The organism is Sinomicrobium weinanense (assembly GCF_018863395.1).
Taxonomy (GTDB): domain Bacteria; phylum Bacteroidota; class Bacteroidia; order Flavobacteriales; family Flavobacteriaceae; genus Sinomicrobium; species Sinomicrobium weinanense.
In genome coordinates, this window is record NZ_JAHKRR010000001.1 from 1,001,862 (window position 1) to 1,020,443 (window position 18,582).

General features: G+C 44.6%; 14 protein-coding genes. 8 read left to right on the top strand and 6 right to left on the bottom strand.

Annotated elements, in window-relative coordinates:
- On the bottom strand, positions 1–3,162 hold the full coding sequence (locus KN811_RS04350) for a SusC/RagA family TonB-linked outer membrane protein (RefSeq protein ID WP_187965516.1): 3,162 nt from the start codon (positions 3,160–3,162) through the stop codon (positions 1–3).
- Between the two features lie 395 nt (positions 3,163–3,557).
- Between KN811_RS04350 and KN811_RS04355 the strand changes: the two genes are divergently transcribed.
- Entirely contained in the window at positions 3,558–4,994 is a 1,437-nt protein-coding gene (locus KN811_RS04355) for a sulfatase family protein (RefSeq protein ID WP_345725282.1), read from the top strand.
- A 146-nt stretch (positions 4,995–5,140) separates the two neighbouring features.
- On the opposite strand, the gene KN811_RS04360 is transcribed toward KN811_RS04355, so the two are convergent.
- Genes KN811_RS04360 through KN811_RS04375 form a run of 4 tightly spaced genes read right to left on the bottom strand, consistent with a single transcriptional unit; the run spans position 5,141 to position 12,888 of the window.
- Positions 5,141–6,574: a DUF4998 domain-containing protein gene (locus KN811_RS04360; RefSeq protein ID WP_187965514.1), complete on the bottom strand. Its 1,434-nt coding sequence runs from the start codon at positions 6,572–6,574 to the stop codon at positions 5,141–5,143.
- Positions 6,575–6,589: 15 nt separating this feature from the next.
- Positions 6,590–7,798, bottom strand: a complete 1,209-nt coding sequence (locus tag KN811_RS04365; protein WP_216334673.1) for a DUF5000 domain-containing lipoprotein — start codon at positions 7,796–7,798, stop codon at positions 6,590–6,592.
- 27 nt (positions 7,799–7,825) lie between these two features.
- Positions 7,826–9,709, bottom strand: a complete 1,884-nt coding sequence (locus KN811_RS04370) for a RagB/SusD family nutrient uptake outer membrane protein (protein ID WP_187967386.1) — start codon at positions 9,707–9,709, stop codon at positions 7,826–7,828.
- An 11-nt stretch (positions 9,710–9,720) separates the two neighbouring features.
- On the bottom strand, positions 9,721–12,888 hold the full coding sequence (locus KN811_RS04375) for a SusC/RagA family TonB-linked outer membrane protein (RefSeq protein WP_187967385.1): 3,168 nt from the start codon (positions 12,886–12,888) through the stop codon (positions 9,721–9,723).
- A 382-nt stretch (positions 12,889–13,270) separates the two neighbouring features.
- Between KN811_RS04375 and KN811_RS04380 the strand changes: the two genes are divergently transcribed.
- Positions 13,271–13,828 carry a GNAT family N-acetyltransferase gene (locus KN811_RS04380; RefSeq protein WP_187967384.1) on the top strand — a complete coding sequence of 186 codons (558 nt, stop codon included), beginning with the start codon at positions 13,271–13,273 and terminating at the stop codon, positions 13,826–13,828.
- A 78-nt stretch (positions 13,829–13,906) separates the two neighbouring features.
- On the opposite strand, the gene KN811_RS04385 is transcribed toward KN811_RS04380, so the two are convergent.
- Positions 13,907–14,551: an NAD(P)-dependent oxidoreductase gene (locus tag KN811_RS04385; protein WP_187967383.1), complete on the bottom strand. Its 645-nt coding sequence runs from the start codon at positions 14,549–14,551 to the stop codon at positions 13,907–13,909.
- Between the two features lie 525 nt (positions 14,552–15,076).
- Between KN811_RS04385 and KN811_RS04390 the strand changes: the two genes are divergently transcribed.
- From KN811_RS04390 to KN811_RS04415, 6 genes are all read left to right on the top strand, one after another.
- The gene (locus KN811_RS04390) at positions 15,077–15,613 is read left to right on the top strand and encodes a methyltransferase family protein (protein ID WP_216334674.1); all 537 of its coding nucleotides are present in this window, start codon (positions 15,077–15,079) and stop codon (positions 15,611–15,613) included.
- Positions 15,614–15,805: 192 nt separating this feature from the next.
- Positions 15,806–16,024: a DUF4287 domain-containing protein gene (locus KN811_RS04395; RefSeq protein ID WP_187967381.1), complete on the top strand. Its 219-nt coding sequence runs from the start codon at positions 15,806–15,808 to the stop codon at positions 16,022–16,024.
- Positions 16,025–16,344: 320 nt separating this feature from the next.
- A complete protein-coding gene (locus KN811_RS04400) occupies positions 16,345–16,704 on the top strand; it encodes a DUF4180 domain-containing protein (protein WP_187967380.1) in 360 nt (119 codons plus the stop codon).
- Between the two features lie 11 nt (positions 16,705–16,715).
- Positions 16,716–17,456 (top strand): YqjF family protein, encoded by a 741-nt coding sequence (locus KN811_RS04405; protein WP_187967379.1) that lies wholly within the window; start codon positions 16,716–16,718, stop codon positions 17,454–17,456.
- A gap of 111 nt (positions 17,457–17,567) precedes the next feature.
- A complete protein-coding gene (locus KN811_RS04410) occupies positions 17,568–17,999 on the top strand; it encodes a DoxX family protein (protein ID WP_187967378.1) in 432 nt (143 codons plus the stop codon).
- A 99-nt stretch (positions 18,000–18,098) separates the two neighbouring features.
- Positions 18,099–18,566, top strand: a complete 468-nt coding sequence (locus KN811_RS04415; RefSeq protein WP_187967377.1) for a GNAT family N-acetyltransferase — start codon at positions 18,099–18,101, stop codon at positions 18,564–18,566.
- The last annotated feature ends 16 nt before the right edge of the window (positions 18,567–18,582 follow it).

The following is an 18,582-nucleotide window of genomic DNA, read 5'->3' on the forward strand; positions in this document are numbered from 1 at the left end:
TTAAAATGTTAAGTTTAAATTGACACCAATAGTACGTGTCATTGGCAATGTACCGGCTTCCGCCCAATTGATATCACTCCTTTTTTCCAGCTCTGAAGGGTCTATCCACGGGAGATCGGATGAAATCAGCCACAGGTTGTTGGCAAATACGCTAATAGAAGCGGCAGACAGGTTGAACTTTTCTATGAGACTTTTATTGAAATCATACCCCACTCGAACAGTCCTCAGTTTTACGTATGAGGCATCGTGGAGATTATTTTCATAGATATTACCGAGGTTCCCCAGGTTATACAGCACCTGCGGATCGACATAGGTATCTACCACCGTTCCGTCGCTGACAGGATTTCCCTGGTCGTCTATCCCGGTTTGCAATACACCGACGATATGCTCTCCCCCGCCGGAAGCTGCGGGATCCCTTTTCGGGTTCCCTTTGTCGTTTAAGCCTGCGGTATAGGAAGCAAGCCCGGAGTGATCCATGTACCGTTCTGTTCTCGAATAATACTTTCCGCCTTTCTGGAAGTCAAATCCGAGAGCCAGGGAAATGTTCTTGTATTTGAAATTCGAAGTAATACCCCCTGTAAAATCGGGCAATAAAGAGCCGAGGAATTTGTTTTGCTGGATACTGTAATAATAGTTCCCATCATTTTCGGTAAACATAATATTTCCCTTATCATCGGTTGCAAAACCCGTTCCGTAGAAGAGTCCCCATTTTTCTCCAACCCGTTCCTGCAGCCTTATATTTGAAGTATAAGTACTCAGATCCCGTGCATCAATGCCGGGATACAGCTCATCGACCACTCTTTCCATGGTTGCAAAATTTACCCCGAGCTCCCAGCTTACATCCTCAGATTTGAAAATCTCCCCGGTTAAACCGATCTCAAACCCCTTTGTAGTCTGCTGACCGCTGTTTACCGTTATATTCGAATACCCGGTTGCTCCGTCCAATGGTACATTAATGGGGAGGTCGGTATCAATTCTGTTGTAGTAGGTAAGGTCGAGATAGATTCTGTTCCTCAGAAATTGCAATTCCGCACCAACTTCAAATTCGTCTCTCACACCGCCTTTCAGTGCCGGATTTTCCTGAGTATCAGACACGCCGATCCTTCCGGTACCCTGATAAAGCGACCCTACATCATATACGTTCTTTGTAAGATAGGGATCCGGGAAAAACGGGGCACTTGCATAACCGGCCCTGAGCTTGGCAAATGTCAGGACGTCGTTGTCCGGCAATACATTGTGCAACAGGAAGCTCAGTGAGCCACCGTAGGTCTCTACCCTGTTGGCATCTGACCTGGCTGTGGATGACCAGTCCAATCTGTACGACCCGTCCAGGTACAGTGTGCTTTTATACCCGAAAGAGGCCTTGGCAAACAATCCGTTCCTCTTTTCTCTTTCGGTTTCATTTGTTGCCGTAACCGGATCCTGCGACCCTGCCAGGTTATAAAAATCTGGGATCATCAGGTCTCCGTTGGTTGTGGCATTAAGTCCTCTATAGTCTTTTTTTATCTTTTCTCCTCCAACGGACAGATCGACATCGAGATTATCATTGAAGAAACGGTTGTTGTAATTCAACATCCCGAAGAAATCCTGCCTCTCATGCCGATAATGCTCTTCCTCGTAAGATGCGGGATCGAGCAAACTGATGGTCGTTGCCCGGTCGTCCCACATATAAGAGTGGAATGTTTTCCTGACATCAAAAACAAAGTTCAAATGGTCATTGATCTCGTATTGAATGCCCAGTTTTGCAAAATAGGTGTTCTTGTTCCAATGCGCTTCATTTTCATAAGAATGAAAGTAAGGCGAGTCCCAGTATAAAGGCCTTGCATCTCTCGGCCCACGGATATTCCAGGAAACAGTTTTACTATTGCGGACATAGTTCCGGAGCCTTTTAAAATCGAGCTGTCGCTGCCACCACTGGTTAAAATTAGATCCCAGGTTGTTGTAGTTTTGATCGGGATTGTTCAACATATCCCTGTCTTCCAGGTTGATATTGGCGATAAATTTCAGTTTTTCGGTGACATTATAAGAACCGTTTATCGATATTTTCATCGATTTGTTACTCGAGTTGGGGATCACACCATTTTGGTTGATGTATGTGGCCGTACTCATAATATTGTATTTATCTCCGGCCTTGGAAAACGACAAGGTGGTATTGGTGGTCAATGCGGTATCGTAAAAACTCCTGATACCATTCGGGGATTTAGTCCAGGGACGGAGTTTTCCAAACTCAGGTGTATCCTGGATCCAGCTATCCCAGTGCCTTACCATTTGCCCGTCCAATCTCGGTCCCCAGCTTTCATCGGCCCAGAAATCGGGATATTTTTGTCCGTCAAAAGCCGCCCATTCGGCGGGGTCTGCAGAAGGGTCATATTCAAATACGTTAAACGTTTGGCTATATCCCCCTCCGTATTCATCCTGATAATCCGGCAGCGTGGCCACCGAATTCAGTCCCATGGAATGATCTATTTGAAATTTAGCTACACCGGATGTTCCCGTTTTACTGGTAATGATAACAACACCATTCCTCCCTTCGGGTCCGTAAATGGCCGTTGCAGAAGCTCCTTTCAGTACAGAAATATCAGCGATATTATTGGTGTTAATGTCGCTGGAATTATAGATCCTGATCCCGTCTACCACATACAGGAGATCGTCGTTCCCCCTGAGCCTGATCCTGGACTCTCCGAAAGTAGAACTGTTGTTCCCCACGATCTGTACCCCCGAGATCTTACCGGCTACCGCGTTGGCAACATCGGTCTCTCTCGCCTGTATGAGCTGATCTCCATTGACAGACTGTTGCGAATACCCAAGAGCTTTTTTCTCCCTTTTGATACCCAGCCCGGTGACCACCACCTCGTCCAATGCCTCCGCATCCTGTATGAGCGTAATGTCCATAGTTCCGGAGGCGGCCACTGTCCGCTCTTCCGTCTTTTGTCCGATATAGGAGAAAACCAGAACATCCCCTACGTTGGCCTGGACGGAATAATTTCCATCAAAATCGGTTTGGGCACCGTTTGTACTACCCTTTACCAATACATTTACTCCGGGTAACGGCATACCGTTTTGATCGACCACCGTTCCAGTAACAGTTTTTTCCTGTGCAAAAATAAATTGCACAAGCAACGTCAAACTAAGCACAAAAAATGTGCGTAATGGTGCTTTCATATGAATTAAATTTGAATTAGTTGGCGGCGAATGTAAAAAAAATGAGTCCTAAAACAATTTTAAATCTTAATTTTTTCTTAACAAAACACTACTTTTAGTTAAAATTCAATAAAAACGTGTTAAAAATGTGAATTTTAATACGGATAAAAAATTAAATCTATCAAATTTCATAACATTATGTTACAATTTATAGACGGTGTATTCGAAAACATTTTTAAATTTGTACGATAACACAACTAATAAACACCATTGTAATGATCTGTCTGTACAAAAACATGAAATACCTGCTTAGTGCGTTATGCCTTTTTTTGATTGTATTCTTCTTGTCGTGTAACCGGTCTCCTTCCGGCACTAAAAAAAGCACTGAAAAGAAAACCGGCCCGAAAAGGCCAAATGTGGTACTTATTTATACTGACGATCTGGGCTATGGAGACATCAGCACTTATGGTGGTGAAATTCCCACGCCTCATATAGACCGGTTGGCCGAAGATGGCTTAAAGTTCACCAATGCCTATACCACGGCTTCTACCTGTACCCCGTCCAGGTACTCCCTTCTTACCGGAGAATACGCATGGAGGGCCAAGGGAAGAGGTGTGGCCCCGGGCGATGCTTCGAGCCTTATAAAACCCGGAACGGAAACATTGCCGGGTGTTTTACAAAAGGCAGGATATAAAACGGCTGTGGTAGGTAAATGGCATCTGGGGCTCGGCGGTGAAGATGGCCCGGACTGGAATGGAAAGATCGCCCCGGGACCGCTGGAAATAGGTTTTGATTATTCTTTTCTTATTCCCGCTACGGGCGACAGGGTGCCCTGCGTTTTTGTAGAGAACCACCACGTGGTCAACCTGGACCCTGACGACCCCATACAGGTAAATTATCGGAAAAAAGTAGGCAACTGGCCCACGGGAAAGGACAATCCGGAACTCCTGACCACCAAATGGTCGCACGGACACGATATGACCATCGTAAACGGTATCAGCCGTATAGGTTTTATGACCGGAGGCAAAGCAGCGCTCTGGCGGGATGAGGATTTCGCAGATAAGCTGGTAGAAAAATCTACCGCTTTTATCCGGGAGAATAAAGACAAACCGTTCTTCCTCTACTTCTCTACCCATGATATTCACGTACCCCGGATCGCCCATGAGCGTTTCCAGGGAAAGACAGACAGAGGCCCCAGGGGCGACGTTATCGTACAACTGGACTGGACTGTGGGTGAACTGACCAAAACCTTAAAGGAGCTCGGGCTTGAAGATAATACCATTGTAATATTTACCAGTGACAACGGCCCTGTCCTGGACGATGGCTACGAGGACCAGGCCGGGGAGCTGGTCGGTGACCACCATCCTTCCGGTATTCTCCGAGGCGGAAAATACAGTGCTTTCGAAGCCGGTACACGAATCCCCATGATCGTCAAATGGCCGAGGCAGATAAAGCCGGGGAGCACTTCCGGTACACTATTCAGCCAGATAGACCTGATAGGATCGTTTGCCGCGCATACCGGGCAGGATATTGCGCCCGGACAGGCCCCGGACACACAGAATCACTGGGATGTCCTTACCGGAAAAGATTCTGCGGGCCGTAAAGGAGTGGTACAGGAAGCAACTCACGGGGTCCTTTCTTATGTGAGCGGGGACTACAAATATATCCCTCCGAGTGATGGCGGGCCGAAGATCACCTGGGGGCCGGACATAGAAACCGGCTTCTCTGAAAACGAGCAGCTCTACAATATAAAGGATGACCCTTCCGAAACCAAAAATATTGCAGAAGAACATCCCGGGATTACCGGGAAGATGCGGGAGGAACTTATGGCTGTCAGGGAGATGGGGAGGTAGGTTTTATTGCCCGTCACCGGCTACCGGTTGAAGGTTGAAGGTTGCAGGTTGAAGGTTTGTTATTTTAGATTGGACCTGGTACATATTATAAAAAGCCCCATGGCGGGGCTTTTTATGTTTTGGAAGTTGGAACTTGTCTCTCCCTTTTATTCCAGGCCATATACATGGATCTCTGCCAGAAAAGCATAATGATCGGGGCCTTCTATGGCTACGTACTTAAAATATCTCGCTGTTGGATTTGACATTATTGTATAATTCTGACCTTCATCCGTACCGGGATCCATGTCGAAAGTTCCGGCATCCGTCCAGTTTTCCCCATCGCTGCTGACCAGGAACTGGTGTCTGGTCTGTCCGTTGTCATTGCCCTGCCTCCTGAACACTTCAAAACTGCCAATGGTTTTTTCGGCCCCCATATCGATCACCACATAATGGGGATATTCCGGGGTTCCGTTTTCCCAGGCAGAATGCCAGAAGGTATCCGGGTTATCGTCTATAACTGCCATGGCCTTGCCATTATCGGGATAAGTTTCCGTTCCTTCAGCGGGTTCTTCGGACGAAAAATCATATACGGTCCAACTGCTTTTGTCCAGTTTTACTGCTTTTCCCGGGGCAACGACATAGGTTTGGGGCCCAAAGGAATTGCCTTCTGTGTCCGAAATAGTTACCCGGACCTCCTGTTCTCCTGCTTCCATCCCGGAAATTGCGGTTTTCCCTGTTATTTCTCCGGATTCTACGGTATGTGTTTTTTCTTCCCCGTTTGCCGTATAGGCGAAATCCAGTCTCAGGTCCAGCCCGTCCGGGTTATTCCAATCTGCGGTAACCCCTCCCAGTATATCCGTAAAGGTGATGTTTTCTATGATCGGGAGTATCTCTGGCAGCTCCAGTACTTTCCAATCCGATCCGAATTCATCGAGAGCGGTTTCCACACCTTCCACTGCCGGAGTAGGAACATAATAGGTACGGTACATAATATCTTTTTCCACATCGCAACCCGGAAGGTGTATTGTATCTGTTTCCCTGGAAATAACCTCTACGGTTTCTTCATTGGCCGTATTGGTATATTTAACTTCCGTATTCCTTTCATTTTCAGTACCGGACACAAAAGCCATCATAGCCCGGGCACCGTCAAAAGAGAATGTACTGACTATTCTCGATACAAGGTTGGACCTGTAATTTTCGCCATAAGCCGTTGCGGAGTGTTCTACGGCAATGGATTTGTTTCCTTTACTGTCTTTGAGATATACCTCAAAATCATAATTGCCTTCGGGTATCCGGACCTCCACGTTCAGCGAATCTCTTTGGTATGTGGTACGGTCCACTTTAAAGTTTGTGGAGTCTTCCGCACTCCATCGAATAACACCTTCTTTTATCTTGGGGTCTGAATTAATGAATACTTGAAACAATATACGTTCCTTTCCCGAACGCGATATAATGGTGTCGGGCTTCCCTACACTCACCGGTTCTTCCTGATCGACATAATCATCATAGGTGTCGTATATATCCGAATTGCACGAGTAGCTTAGCCCGATTATAAGGATAAGCGCCCATGCTTTATACAATATGTTTTTTATAGGTATCATAGCTTTGTTTTTAAATTATTCTACAACCTGGCCGTACACTTCTACTTCCATGATATGCAGGTAGGTGGTTCCTGGCCCTGCCCAGCTTTGTAAATTGACAAAGCGTATAAAGCGAACTGGGGGCGCACTGGAAATAATGGTGGCTTCCTCTCCCCTGGCCGCAGCATCTACATCTTCGCTGGAATTTTGCTGAAGCGGTTGCCCGGACGGTTTTATGACCTCTCCGTTTTCCACGAGTTTGGTCCACCCGTCAAAACTGCCATCGCTGTTGAGCTGGTCTGTTCCCCATATTTCGTAATACCTGGGATTTCCGTGAAAATAGATCCACGACCCCTGTCTTTGCCAGAACTTCAAACGGCTAAGTTTGGCTGTCACCCCCAGGTCGAATGTAAAGAAGTGCGGGTCCTGGCCCTCGTATGTCGGCAAGGGGTCGTCGTCTTTCCAACCCTGGGGCGTATGGAAACCCGAACCGATGTCATCGTTGAACAGGTTGGACATCACCCATCCGAAGGCATCGGGTGCATCGTGTGGGAGTGACATAGGAGCATGAAGATTTTTGTCCAGTAACTGTTCAAATAATGGGGATACAGTGGTTTCTTTAACTTCAGAAATATTATCGTACCTGTCCCGGATAAAAACACTGAACGACCTTGGGATAGTATCATAGCCCCGTACGGCAAAATCGTCTTCTTTCCTGGAAGAATACCGTACTTCTATCTGTTCTGTCTGTCCGATTTCGTTATCCGTGAGTACGATCAGGGAAACGGGGGCCTCGGCTTCATTTTCCCAGTACAGGTGCATTCCCCCGAAATCTGCTTCCATGCTCAGGCTCTCCCGGATAAGTTGAATGGGAGGCGTTTTGGGTTTTATGACCACATCCACCGGTTCGGATTCATTTTCACTCTGGTCTACGGTAAATAATTGTACCTGATATTCGTTAGTATCCCCAAACCCTTCTACGGTCAATGAGTTATTATATACGGAAGACTTTACGCTCGCCATCTCACCGGTAGTACGTTGAAACCGGGCCACAACATATAAAATGTCATCATCACCCGGAAGCGCATAGGTTATATCAGCCCCGCCGGATATGCTCTTTATTTCTATGTCCGTCACCTGCCCCGGAGGGATATCGTCCGCAACCAAAGGCCTCCGTATATCGTCATCGCAACTTGTGCAAACAACAAAACACAACAGCAAACAATAAAAATGTATATTTTTCATTTTTTAATCATTTAAAGTTTAAAAAAATTACCAGCCGGGCGCCTGGTCCAGATTGGGATTTACGATCAGGTTTGCTTCGGGAATAGGCCATAAATAATCTTTTTTGGTAAACACGGTACGGTCTATGGTCCTTAAGCGGTAATATTCCAGGTCTGATTCCTGGTCAATATCCCATCCTTTAATATCACTGTTCATATATGCTTCCAGTTTTAGCCATCTCCTCAGGTCCCAGAACCGGTGCCCTTCGAAAGCCAGTTCAATGAGGCGTTCCTGGTGGATAATTTCCCGAAGGCCGTCTTTTGATGTGGGTTTACCGGGCTTATTGGAATAATTGGCCCAGGAGGTCATAACGCCTTCCAGGCCTGCCCTCTCCCTTACTTTATCTATATATTGGTACACTTCGGCACCGGGGCCTCCGGATTCGTTGAGGGCTTCGGCATAAAGAAGATAGAGGTCTGCCAGCCTTATTATCGGCCACGGATATGTTTCCTGGGTGTAGTTATTGGCCAGTATATCATCTTCATGGATCAGTTTTTTGGGCCAGTACCCGGTAACGCTATACTGATAACTGTTGATCCTGGCAGAGACCTGTCCGCTTTTGGCCTGGACCACCCAGGGGTCCTTGTCATTCTTTCTTCCCTGGCCATAGATGATACCACCGTCAAAAGCCAGGGAGGAATAAAACCTCGGCTCCCTGTCAAAATGCAGAGCGGCCGTCTTATACCCTTCCTGTATATAATATTTATGATCGGCACCTGCGGTTCTCAGGTCCATCCGGCCACTGTAATTGTAGGCCTTGTCTTCCTCTATGGGAACGCCATTGCTGGAATAAAACAACTCTGCCATACGGAACGTAGGCGCCCAATTAGAATTAACCCTTTCCACCACTTCGGCCTTAACACCGGCATCTACCCTTACAAAGGAAGAATTTTGCAGGGACCCGGCGGTGGGGTTGGCACTCCCCCATATGACTTCGGGATTCCACTTTTCGGAAACGGCTCCGCGCAAACTCATTTTAACGATGGTAGAGTCGGATAGTTCGAATTGTGCTGAGCCGGGATAGGTATATAGGGAATGGCCGCTGGATTCAGCTATGTCTATCGCTTCTTTACAGGCCACTGCTGCCTTTTCCCATTTGGAGGCGTCGAATGTCTGGTTTATATAATCCTCTCCTTCATCATTTGTAAAACCTGCATACTGACTGTTGCCATTAAAGATCGGGCTCGCTGCATACATCAACACCTTTGCTTTCACTGCCGCGGCAACCGGCTGGGTGACCCTTCCCAATTCTTCTCCGGGATTCTGAATTAATGGGGGCAGATCTGCAATGGCTTCGTCCAATAGAGAGACAATATACGTTACCGCTTCGTCTACCGGGCTTCTCTCTTTGCGCAGTTCTTCTATATCACTATCTACGGAGATGTTTTCGTCCATAATAGGAATAGGGCCGTACATCCGTAGCAGCCAGAAGTGATAATACGCTTTTAAGAATTTGGCTTCCGCTATCCACCTTTCCCTTTCGTGTGCCTCGATATCCTTTGGCCTGTCTATATTTTCTAAAAATATATTGCAATCCCTCAGGGCTATAAATGTTCCAAAACCCGACCAGTAATTCAAATAAGGGGTAGTGACACGTTGGTTGCCCCTGGCTATATTCAACCCGGGCAAATCCCTGCCTGCTACATCATTCAGCCATATTTCATCTCCTGCGATCAGGCCCGGATTGGAGGTCGAGGCATGTTCGGGCATATAACCATAGAGGGTATAAAAGAAGCGCTCTGCATTGACCCGGCTGTTAAAAGCGATGTCTATGGTGGCTATATTATCCGGTACCACATCGATGTATTTTTCACAGGAGGTGGTCCACAAAAGTGTGGACAGCACTATCAGTTTTATATTTTTTGCTTTCATAGTCTTAGTTTTTAAAAGTTAACTCTGGCGCCAAGGTTTATGACTCTTTGCAACGGATAATTAAATCCTTTGCCACGCAGTTCGGGGTCCCATAGTTTAAATTTGCTCCAGTGTACCAGGTTGGTGCCACTGAGGTAGATCCTGATATCGGCCAGACCGAGGAGGCCTCCTTTCCTGCCTTTTATATTGTAGCCTATTTCGGCTTGTTTCAGCCTTATGAAGGCTCCATCGCGCATAAACCAGGTGTTGGTCCGTGTATTGTTAGATACCGGATATGTGGAGAGGCGCGGCCACATGGCGTAAATATCCCTGTTGTCTTCAGACCAATGATTATCTGCAAAGGCCTGTATTATTTGATTTTCCGATCTCTTTTCGGGTAAATAATCGTAATAGGGGTCGCCGGAAACATCTGTATCCGAAAAAGGGGTTAGTTTAAACGCATCTATAAAAAAGGACATCCTGCCCAGGCCCTGGAAGAATGCTGAAATATCAAAATTCTTATACCCTATCGAAAAGCCGAAACCATAACTGACCTCCGGCTGGGTGGACTCTCCTATGGGGACACGGTCCAGATCTGTAATTACACCATCCCCGTTAATATCCTTGTATTTTATATCTCCGCCCATGACTTCACCGAAATCCTGCCGGGGCGAATTTGCAACATCTTCTTCATCTACAAAAAGGCGTTCTGCTATAAACCCGTAAGCCTGGTTTAAAGGCCGGCCAACCTTGGACAGCCAGGGTGTACCAAACCCTGCATAATCCGGTTCTTCAAAAACCGTGAACTCACTGCGGGTATCTACGTAATTGCTTCGGATCGAAACCCACAGGTTTTCGTTGAATTGGTGATTTATATCCAATGTAAGCTCAAACCCCCTGGATTTTGCTTTGCCTACATTAGCACGTATAGGGGCCTGAAGGCCAACCAAAGACGGTATATCGCTACGTGTTTGTAAAATATTGGTCCTTTTTTCGGAGAACAGCTCGCCCTGGAACTGGATGGCATCGTTGAACATGTTTATCTCCAGGCCAAAATTCTTTTTATACGCGGTTTCCCAGGTAACACTGCGGTTTTCGTAACGGGATATGGATACCCCGGGCCTGAAAAAATCGAAATTCGTCCCGAAAGAGGCTCCCCTGGAATTATCGATCAGATTAACATTTGACAGGTAGAAAAAACGGTCATTTCTGTCTCCGATAGCATCATTTCCTACTACACCATACGAACCTCTTATCTTTAAGCGATTCACCGCTTCTATATTCCAGAATTTTTCATTGGAGATCACCCATCCTGCACCTACCGACGGGAAGAAGCCAAAGCGGTGGTCTTTGGAAAACCGCTCCGAACCGTTATAGCCGAAATTGAATTCTACAAAATACCTCCTGTCGTAATCGTAGGTAAACCGTCCGGACAACCCTACGTTCCTGCTGGGCAGGGAAAGCTGAAGATCCTGGGCATTGCCATCCACATAATCGCGGATGATCCCAACCAAAAGCCCGCTAACCGTGTGTTTTTCCTTAAAAGTATGGTCATAATTCAACGCGGTTTCCATATATATCACGGAATTGACTATCCTGTCGCTATCATTCGGATCGAAGGTCAGGAATTCGGTACCGCTGTCCTCATTCAAGGGGGTTAAGGTATATTTATCTTCTGCGGAATTGTATAGGCCAACCCTGTAATAGAACGGGTTATAGGCCCTGTTGATCCCGTAGGCGGAAGTACGGTTTATATTCCCCAGAAACCGCCAACGCAATCCGGGTGCCACAAAAGACAGTTCCTGCTTTACCTCCAGTTGTACAAGGTTCAAAGAGCGGCTGTAATCCCGGTAACCGCGTACCAGTTCTGCGTAAGGGTTAAGAAAATTCCCTCCTTCGTCATTACCGAACAAAATGTGTTCTGTGAATTCATTGGCCTCATCCGGTTCAAAATAAGCCGGGAACCTTACCGGGTTGGACCGGGTTATCATATTATAAACCTGTGATCCTCCCGGTATAGGGCCGGTATAGTCATCGATCGTGGCATTTAACCGGACAATGGCTTCTGTGGTCTTGGTCAGGTTGATGTTTACGTTAGACCTTAGTGAAAACTTTTTGAGGTCTATATTGTTGTTAAAATTATTCCGATTGTCTACCTTCAGGATACCGTTGTCCTGCGAAAACCCACCGGCAACATAATATCTCGCCACCTTGCCGCCACCTGCCACACTGAAGTTAACCCTTTGGTTAATGGTAAAATCCTTGAGGAGCTCATCCTGCCAGTCAACATACGGATAGACATTCGGGTTACTGCCTTCCAGTAAGGTATTGTCTATTTTATTCTGGGCATACGGAAGCGGTGCCAAAGGGTCGCGGGTTCTTACGGCTTCGTTGTGCAGGCGCAGATATGTGAGAGGGTCTGCAAATTCCACATTTTTTGTTGGTTGGGAAAGGGAGCTTTCATATCTTAAATTCACTTTGGGTTTGCCAATTTCCCCGGTTTTAGTGGTTACGCTGATGACGCCATTTGCCCCGCGGGCACCGTAGATTGCCGTTGCAGTGGCATCTTTAAAAACCGAGAAACTCTCTATATCATCCGGCAGCATCCTCGCCAGGTCGTTTGTAGTTAATTCAATACCGTCTATCAATATCAACGGGCTCTGGCGGATACCAAAAGTGGTGGCACCCCTGATAAAAAACTGGGCATTATCCTGCCCGGGCTCTCCCGAAGGCTGATAAGAGATCATCCCTGCAACCCGGCCGGCCAATGCGGTAGTAAGGTTACTCGAGGGTATTTTCAGATCTTTGGGTTTCACCTGGGTAATAGAGCCCACAAGGCTCTCCTTCGTCTGTGTGTCATAACCGACAACAACCACTTCGTCCAGTGTGGAAACATCGGTCTTTAATGTGATGTTTATCGTGGCCTTCCCCCCTACCTTTACCTGCTGTGAAATCATCCCGATATAGGAAAACTCCAGGGTACTATTATCGTCAGGAACGCTGATACTGTACTTGCCGTCGAAATCGGTAGATACCCCTGTGGTCGTACCCACCACAAGTACAGAAACACCAGGCAAAGGTTGGTTGTTATCTTCAGAAGTGACAACCCCACTTACTTTCTTCTGGGCAAAAGACATCGTTCCGCAAAACAGCAGAAGGACATACAAACGCATTCGCCTCTTTTGGTAGTTTTTTTTCATGCTTTCAATAGTTTTAAAATTGGTTGGTGGTTTTACTTGATATGATCCCGATATTTTTACTTAAAAAAATACCTTTATAGTAGTGTTTTCACATTTCATCAAATGTATGTAGTTTAAAAATGTTAATATTGTCTTAAATTCACCATCTGTTGTATAATATTTGCAAAAATGAATTATTCTTAAAATAAATTGAGTTTTTTGCGTTTTTCAACACCAATCGATAGCTTTAATTGTTTTTATTACAATTAAAAGAAGGTTTAACAGAACAAAACAATGTGACGTAAAGACTATTTTTAGAAGACAGCCTGTATAGGGATGGTCAACGGTCGATACGTTGCGCCATAAAAATATTCGTAATATTGTTTTAAGGAAAAGAACTGACATGAATAACAATAACTTTATCGAAATAAATACGGAAAGGCTTTCCCTGCGAAAACTAAATTCCGCAGACTGGGAAATGATCGCTTACCTGCGTACCGACAAAGAGGTCAATAAATTTGTTAAAAGGCCGGATGCAGGATCAAAAGAAAAAGCACTTGCTTTTATTTCAAAAATTGAGGGTGGAATAAAAAAGGGGGATATGTACTATTGGAGCATCTCCGAAAATAACAATCCCGGAATGATCGGAAGCATTTGCCTGTGGAATTTTCCGGAAGGCCGTAAAACCGCAGAGATCGGATATGACTTAAGCCCTGAATTTCAAGGGCAAGGCATCATGAACGAGGCTTTAAAAAGTATTCTTGAATTCGGATTTTACAACTTAAACCTCGAGTCTATTGAGGCCTATACCCATAGGGATAATGAAAGCTCAAAAAGATTGCTGGAAAGAAACGGGTTTAAACGCATTACAGGTAAAAAAGACGAAAATAACCAGGACAATATAATTTATGAAATAAGAGAGCAGCAGTTCCATGTAACAGAAAAAGTAAAGGATGCCTAAAAGCTAATTTTTACGTCACCCTGAAACAAGTTCCGCATGACTGGATTCCACTCTTTTAGACATCCTGTATCCACAAAATTAAATATTAGCAATAAAAGGAGCTTTCCTTATAAAACTTTTCGAATCCAGTTGTCCGATAAGAAAAGTTGCCAGATCCGTAGCGCTTATTTTATCTCCGGGGCAATCTTTCAGGCTCATATCCACTTTACAGCTTTCTTCGGTTTGTACTATCAGTGGGAGACGAACCAATGTCCAATCCACAGAACTTGCGGTAAGTATTTCGTACTCCCTTTGTTTATCCGTAGTTGAAACCGGAAACGTTTTTTTCATCCATACCGTTCCGTATGCAGTTTTCGGCCCTTTGTTGTCCAAAGGCGTATCTACACTAAGGCCGGTAATTACAATATAGCGGTGCACATTCAATACATTCATTGCCTTTATAACATTTGCCGTTGCCTGACTGAATATAGTAGGTTCACTGGGCGGGACACCCAATCCTAATGTACTTATAACCGCTTTACAATCCATTATTAACCGAAGAACATCGGCATAGTTAGCTACATTTCCTTCTACAATTTCTACATTCGGATGGTTAATTATTAAATTTTTGGGGTTTCTCAGAAGTAGTTTTATGGGGAAACCCTGGTCTGTCAGTTGTCGGGTAAGATATTTTCCCGATTTACCTGTACCGCCGATCACGGCTATTTTTATGTTTTTATGCATGATTTACTCTTTATAAAATTAGATACAAAAATTGCGCCCGATCCTGCCGGAAAAGCCGATCGCGTACACAAAAGCCTTTTAGACTCTACTGAAAACTAATATTTATAAAGAGATTTTAATGTTGTAAATATATGGCCTTTATCCGGTTTGAGCAAAACATATAGCACTGGAAGTTAATACTCTCTTAATTGACAAAAATTTTAAAATCTATTATTCCCGGACTTAAGACTTCAGGACATAAGATATAAGACCGAGGAGTAATTAAACTTTATATTTTGAAATCACTCATTTAATTTTAGCTCACTTATTTACAGGTTATTCAGTTTATAAGGTTGTGTTTGACACCTTTTTATCCACATTTTAAAGTCCTATGTCTTACGTCCTGCGGTCTTATATCATAGCTGATTTTTTTTCATGTACTAAATTAAAAAGTAAATAATCGTATCTTTACGCTATTCAACCCAATCAAAATACACTGTGAACGTTTCCCTTAGTCCCCAGGTTTATACAACCATTATTTGCTGGTTGTTATTTTCTATCATATGGTTGTGGCAGCGCAACAAGACCAAAGAAAATGTCAGCACCCGTACAGTTTCCCAGAAAATCGCTGCATTTTCCGGATATGTCATTATTTTTTCCGCACTGTATTTACCTCTTTTTTTTACTAAAGGCACGGTAGCAGAAAGCATCATACCTCAATACGACATCATACAGAATTTTGGGGTTTTACTTTGTGTATGCGGTATTTTCACCTCCATATGGTCCCGTTTACTTCTGGGATGGAACTGGAGTGGCGGTGTCACCGCCAAAAAAGATCACGAGCTGATCGTAACAGGTCCTTATCGTTTTGTACGGCACCCTATTTATACCGGATTTATTGCGGCACTTATAGGAACCTGCCTTGTTACGGGAGGAATAGTAGGCATTGTCATTACCGGGCTCTATATATTCGGGTTGTACGCCAAGATCAACAAGGAAGAACAATTGTTGGCCGACCTGTTTGGAGATGTGTATTCCGATTATCAGAAACGGACCTGTAAATTAATCCCCTTTTTATGGTGATCGCGGTATCCATACCCATTGGGGCAAGGTAAAAGCACCTGTCGCAAAAAATAATATCCGGAATTTCAGGCCGGCGTTTCCCAAAAGTACACATTTGTCCCATTATACCCTCTGAAATGGCCTTTTTGCACCTTCGGAATATCAGGTATTATCGGGAAATTTGTATGTAACAAATCCTAAAGCATTAATTTTATGTCATTCCAAGCGTATTTAACCAATATTGAAACGAAAACCGGGAAAAGCCCGGAAGATTTTATACAACTTGCCACAGAAAAAGGACTCCTGCACCAGGGAAAATTAACTCCCGGAATCAAAGCCGGGCAGGTTGTACAATGGCTTAAAGATGACTTTGGCCTTGGCCACGGACATGCCATGGCCATTTATGCCTTCTTCAAAGGTAAACGAAGTTAATATTTTTTATCTATTATGGGAGGAAGAGTTTATGAACAAGCTCAACCATCCATTAAGATCGGAAATGGAAGCCGTAATCGGAATAAGATTTATCCCTGAGGCCGGTTTCTCCGGTATAAACACCTCCCTGTATTCCCATTTGCTTATAATTACTCTGGAGCATCCTTCCTTTGGTGCAAATCCTTTATAACTGGTTTCCGGGAATTGCTTTGTCGTTACTGAATTTCCCATGTGTTGATCCGTAATTGTTATATTTGCGCTTGCAAAATACAATAACAAACACCCGGGATTAACGATATACCCCAGATCGCCAAACAACTATGCAAATTAATATCAGGCAAATAAACCATGTCTCCGTTGCAGAACTCATCTCGGATAAGGTAGAGATCAAAAATGCACAGGATGCCCTGGATATTATGATGAACAGTATGTATCAGGGAGCAGAAAATATCATGATACGGGAAAAACATCTCATCCCCTCGTTTTTTGACCTGAAAACCGGGGTGGCCGGAGAAATACTTCAAAAATTCTCCAACTACAACGCTAAACTGGCCATCATAGGCAACTTTGAAAACATATCGAGTAAAAGCCTGAGGGATTTTATTCGTGAAAGTAACAGAACAGGCCGGATCAATTTTGTAAATACGCCCGAAGATGCCGGAAAGGCGTTTAGCAGGTAAAACATTCGAACATGACCGTAAAACAAATACTCAAAACTACCGAACACCGTCCCTGGGAGCTATCGCAGGGAAACTGGAAATTTTATCAGGAATGGAACAATGCCGTATTTCTGCATTGGAGGGTTGAACCGGAAGAATTGAAGAAATTTGTTCCGGACGAACTGGAAATCGACCTGCATAACGGGGAAGCCTGGGTATCCCTTGTTGCTTTTACCATGGAAAAGATAAGGTACAGGTATCTGCCCTCCTTTCCCCCGATCTCGGATTTCGACGAGATCAACATCAGGACCTATGTCAGATACCGTGACAAACCGGGGGTTTATTTTTTAAGTATCGAAGGCGGAACGAAGATCTCCTGTGAAGTAGCAAAACGGCTTTCAGAACTCCCATACCGTTATTCAACTATGAATAGAGATAAAGGGATATATACATCTTTAAATCAAAATTATAACGATCATTTAAATATAAAATATACCATTGGTTCTCCGGTCCGGGATAGGACCCCGCTGGATCACTGGCTCATCGAAAGATATGCCCTTTTCCAGGATACGGAGCGTACCATCAATACCTTTGACATTCATCATGTAGCATGGCCTGTATACGATATTCAATTACATCATGCCGAAGTCAATTATCCGCGATTTAACGGCTTAATACGATCGAATAAACCCGATAAGATCCATTATTCAACAGGGGTGCAGGTTATTGCCTGGGATAAGGAAACGTATCTTCAAGGATCAAAAGAGCATTAGATCACCCGGTTTTTTCCTGTCTGCCATCCATCCGGGATCAAAAAAATCCCGCCTGTGTCCAATTCAAATGTTTTCGATCATTATTAAGATATAACCATATATCTTTTTAAAATGAAACAAAATAATAAAGTTGAAAAGTGCAGGAAAATTGCTTATTGGATCACCACGGGTTTACTCTCATTCGGTATGCTTTCGGGTGGTATTGCACAATTACTACGATTGCAGGGCACCGCTGATGGTATATTGAACCTGGGGTACCCTTCCTATTTTATGTCCATTCTCGGAACGTGGAAAATAATCGGGGTGACTGTATTGTTGCTACCCCGGTTCCGGCTTTTTAAAGAATGGGCCTACGCAGGTTTCTTTTTTGCCATGACCGGAGCTGTTTTTTCACATTTGGCAAATAGCGAAGGTATCGGGGAAATAACGGCTCCTGCACTATTTGCAGTTTTGGCTGTGCTGTCCTGGAGATTAAGACCTTCTAACAGAAAAATTCCGTATATTAACTCATCCGTAAAGGTGAGCTCCGGAAAAAGTCTATAAGACGGACGGACCACAAATATTTATCGCAAAAACAGGAATCGGCGGGGCTGTATAATGTCCCGTCATTTCGCCGATCATAACCCCTATATTATACGTAAAATGGAATTTATTGAAAAGAGAGCCCTTTCGGAGAAACAAAAACAGCAGATCCTGGACCTCTGGAACAGGGAATACCCGAATGCCCTTTCACTCCCCGATATCAGGTCTTTTGAAAAATACCTCCGCTCCCTGGCAGACAAACATCATCTCCTGTTGCTGGACGATGAAAAGAACATCAAAGGGTGGCTTGTTTATTTTATCCGTGACGGAGCGCAGTGTTTTGCCATGCTTTTAAACCCCGATCAACAAGGTAAGGGGCTCGGGTCCCGCCTGCTGACACTTGCCAAGGAACGCACTGCCGAGCTTCACGGATGGGTCATAGACAACGATAACGAACCCAAACACAACGGAGAAAAATACAGGTCACCCATAGGTTTCTATGAAAAGAACGGTTTTGACATACTGCATGACCACAGGGAAGTAAAAAACGGCATCAAGGGAATAAGGGTCAGCTGGAAATCCCCCTGAATCTCCACCAATAAAC

Coding starts and splice junctions, on each gene's coding strand:
- KN811_RS04350 (WP_187965516.1), bottom strand. CDS start 3,162: ATGAAAGCACCATTACGCACATTTTTTGTGCTTAGTTTGACGTTGCTT.
- KN811_RS04360 (WP_187965514.1), bottom strand. CDS start 6,574: ATGATACCTATAAAAAACATATTGTATAAAGCATGGGCGCTTATCCTT.
- KN811_RS04365 (WP_216334673.1), bottom strand. CDS start 7,798: ATGAAAAATATACATTTTTATTGTTTGCTGTTGTGTTTTGTTGTTTGC.
- KN811_RS04370 (WP_187967386.1), bottom strand. CDS start 9,709: ATGAAAGCAAAAAATATAAAACTGATAGTGCTGTCCACACTTTTGTGG.
- KN811_RS04375 (WP_187967385.1), bottom strand. CDS start 12,888: ATGAAAAAAAACTACCAAAAGAGGCGAATGCGTTTGTATGTCCTTCTG.
- KN811_RS04380 (WP_187967384.1), top strand. CDS start 13,271: ATGAATAACAATAACTTTATCGAAATAAATACGGAAAGGCTTTCCCTG.
- KN811_RS04385 (WP_187967383.1), bottom strand. CDS start 14,551: ATGCATAAAAACATAAAAATAGCCGTGATCGGCGGTACAGGTAAATCG.
- KN811_RS04395 (WP_187967381.1), top strand. CDS start 15,806: ATGTCATTCCAAGCGTATTTAACCAATATTGAAACGAAAACCGGGAAA.
- KN811_RS04400 (WP_187967380.1), top strand. CDS start 16,345: ATGCAAATTAATATCAGGCAAATAAACCATGTCTCCGTTGCAGAACTC.
- KN811_RS04405 (WP_187967379.1), top strand. CDS start 16,716: ATGACCGTAAAACAAATACTCAAAACTACCGAACACCGTCCCTGGGAG.
- KN811_RS04410 (WP_187967378.1), top strand. CDS start 17,568: ATGAAACAAAATAATAAAGTTGAAAAGTGCAGGAAAATTGCTTATTGG.
- KN811_RS04415 (WP_187967377.1), top strand. CDS start 18,099: ATGGAATTTATTGAAAAGAGAGCCCTTTCGGAGAAACAAAAACAGCAG.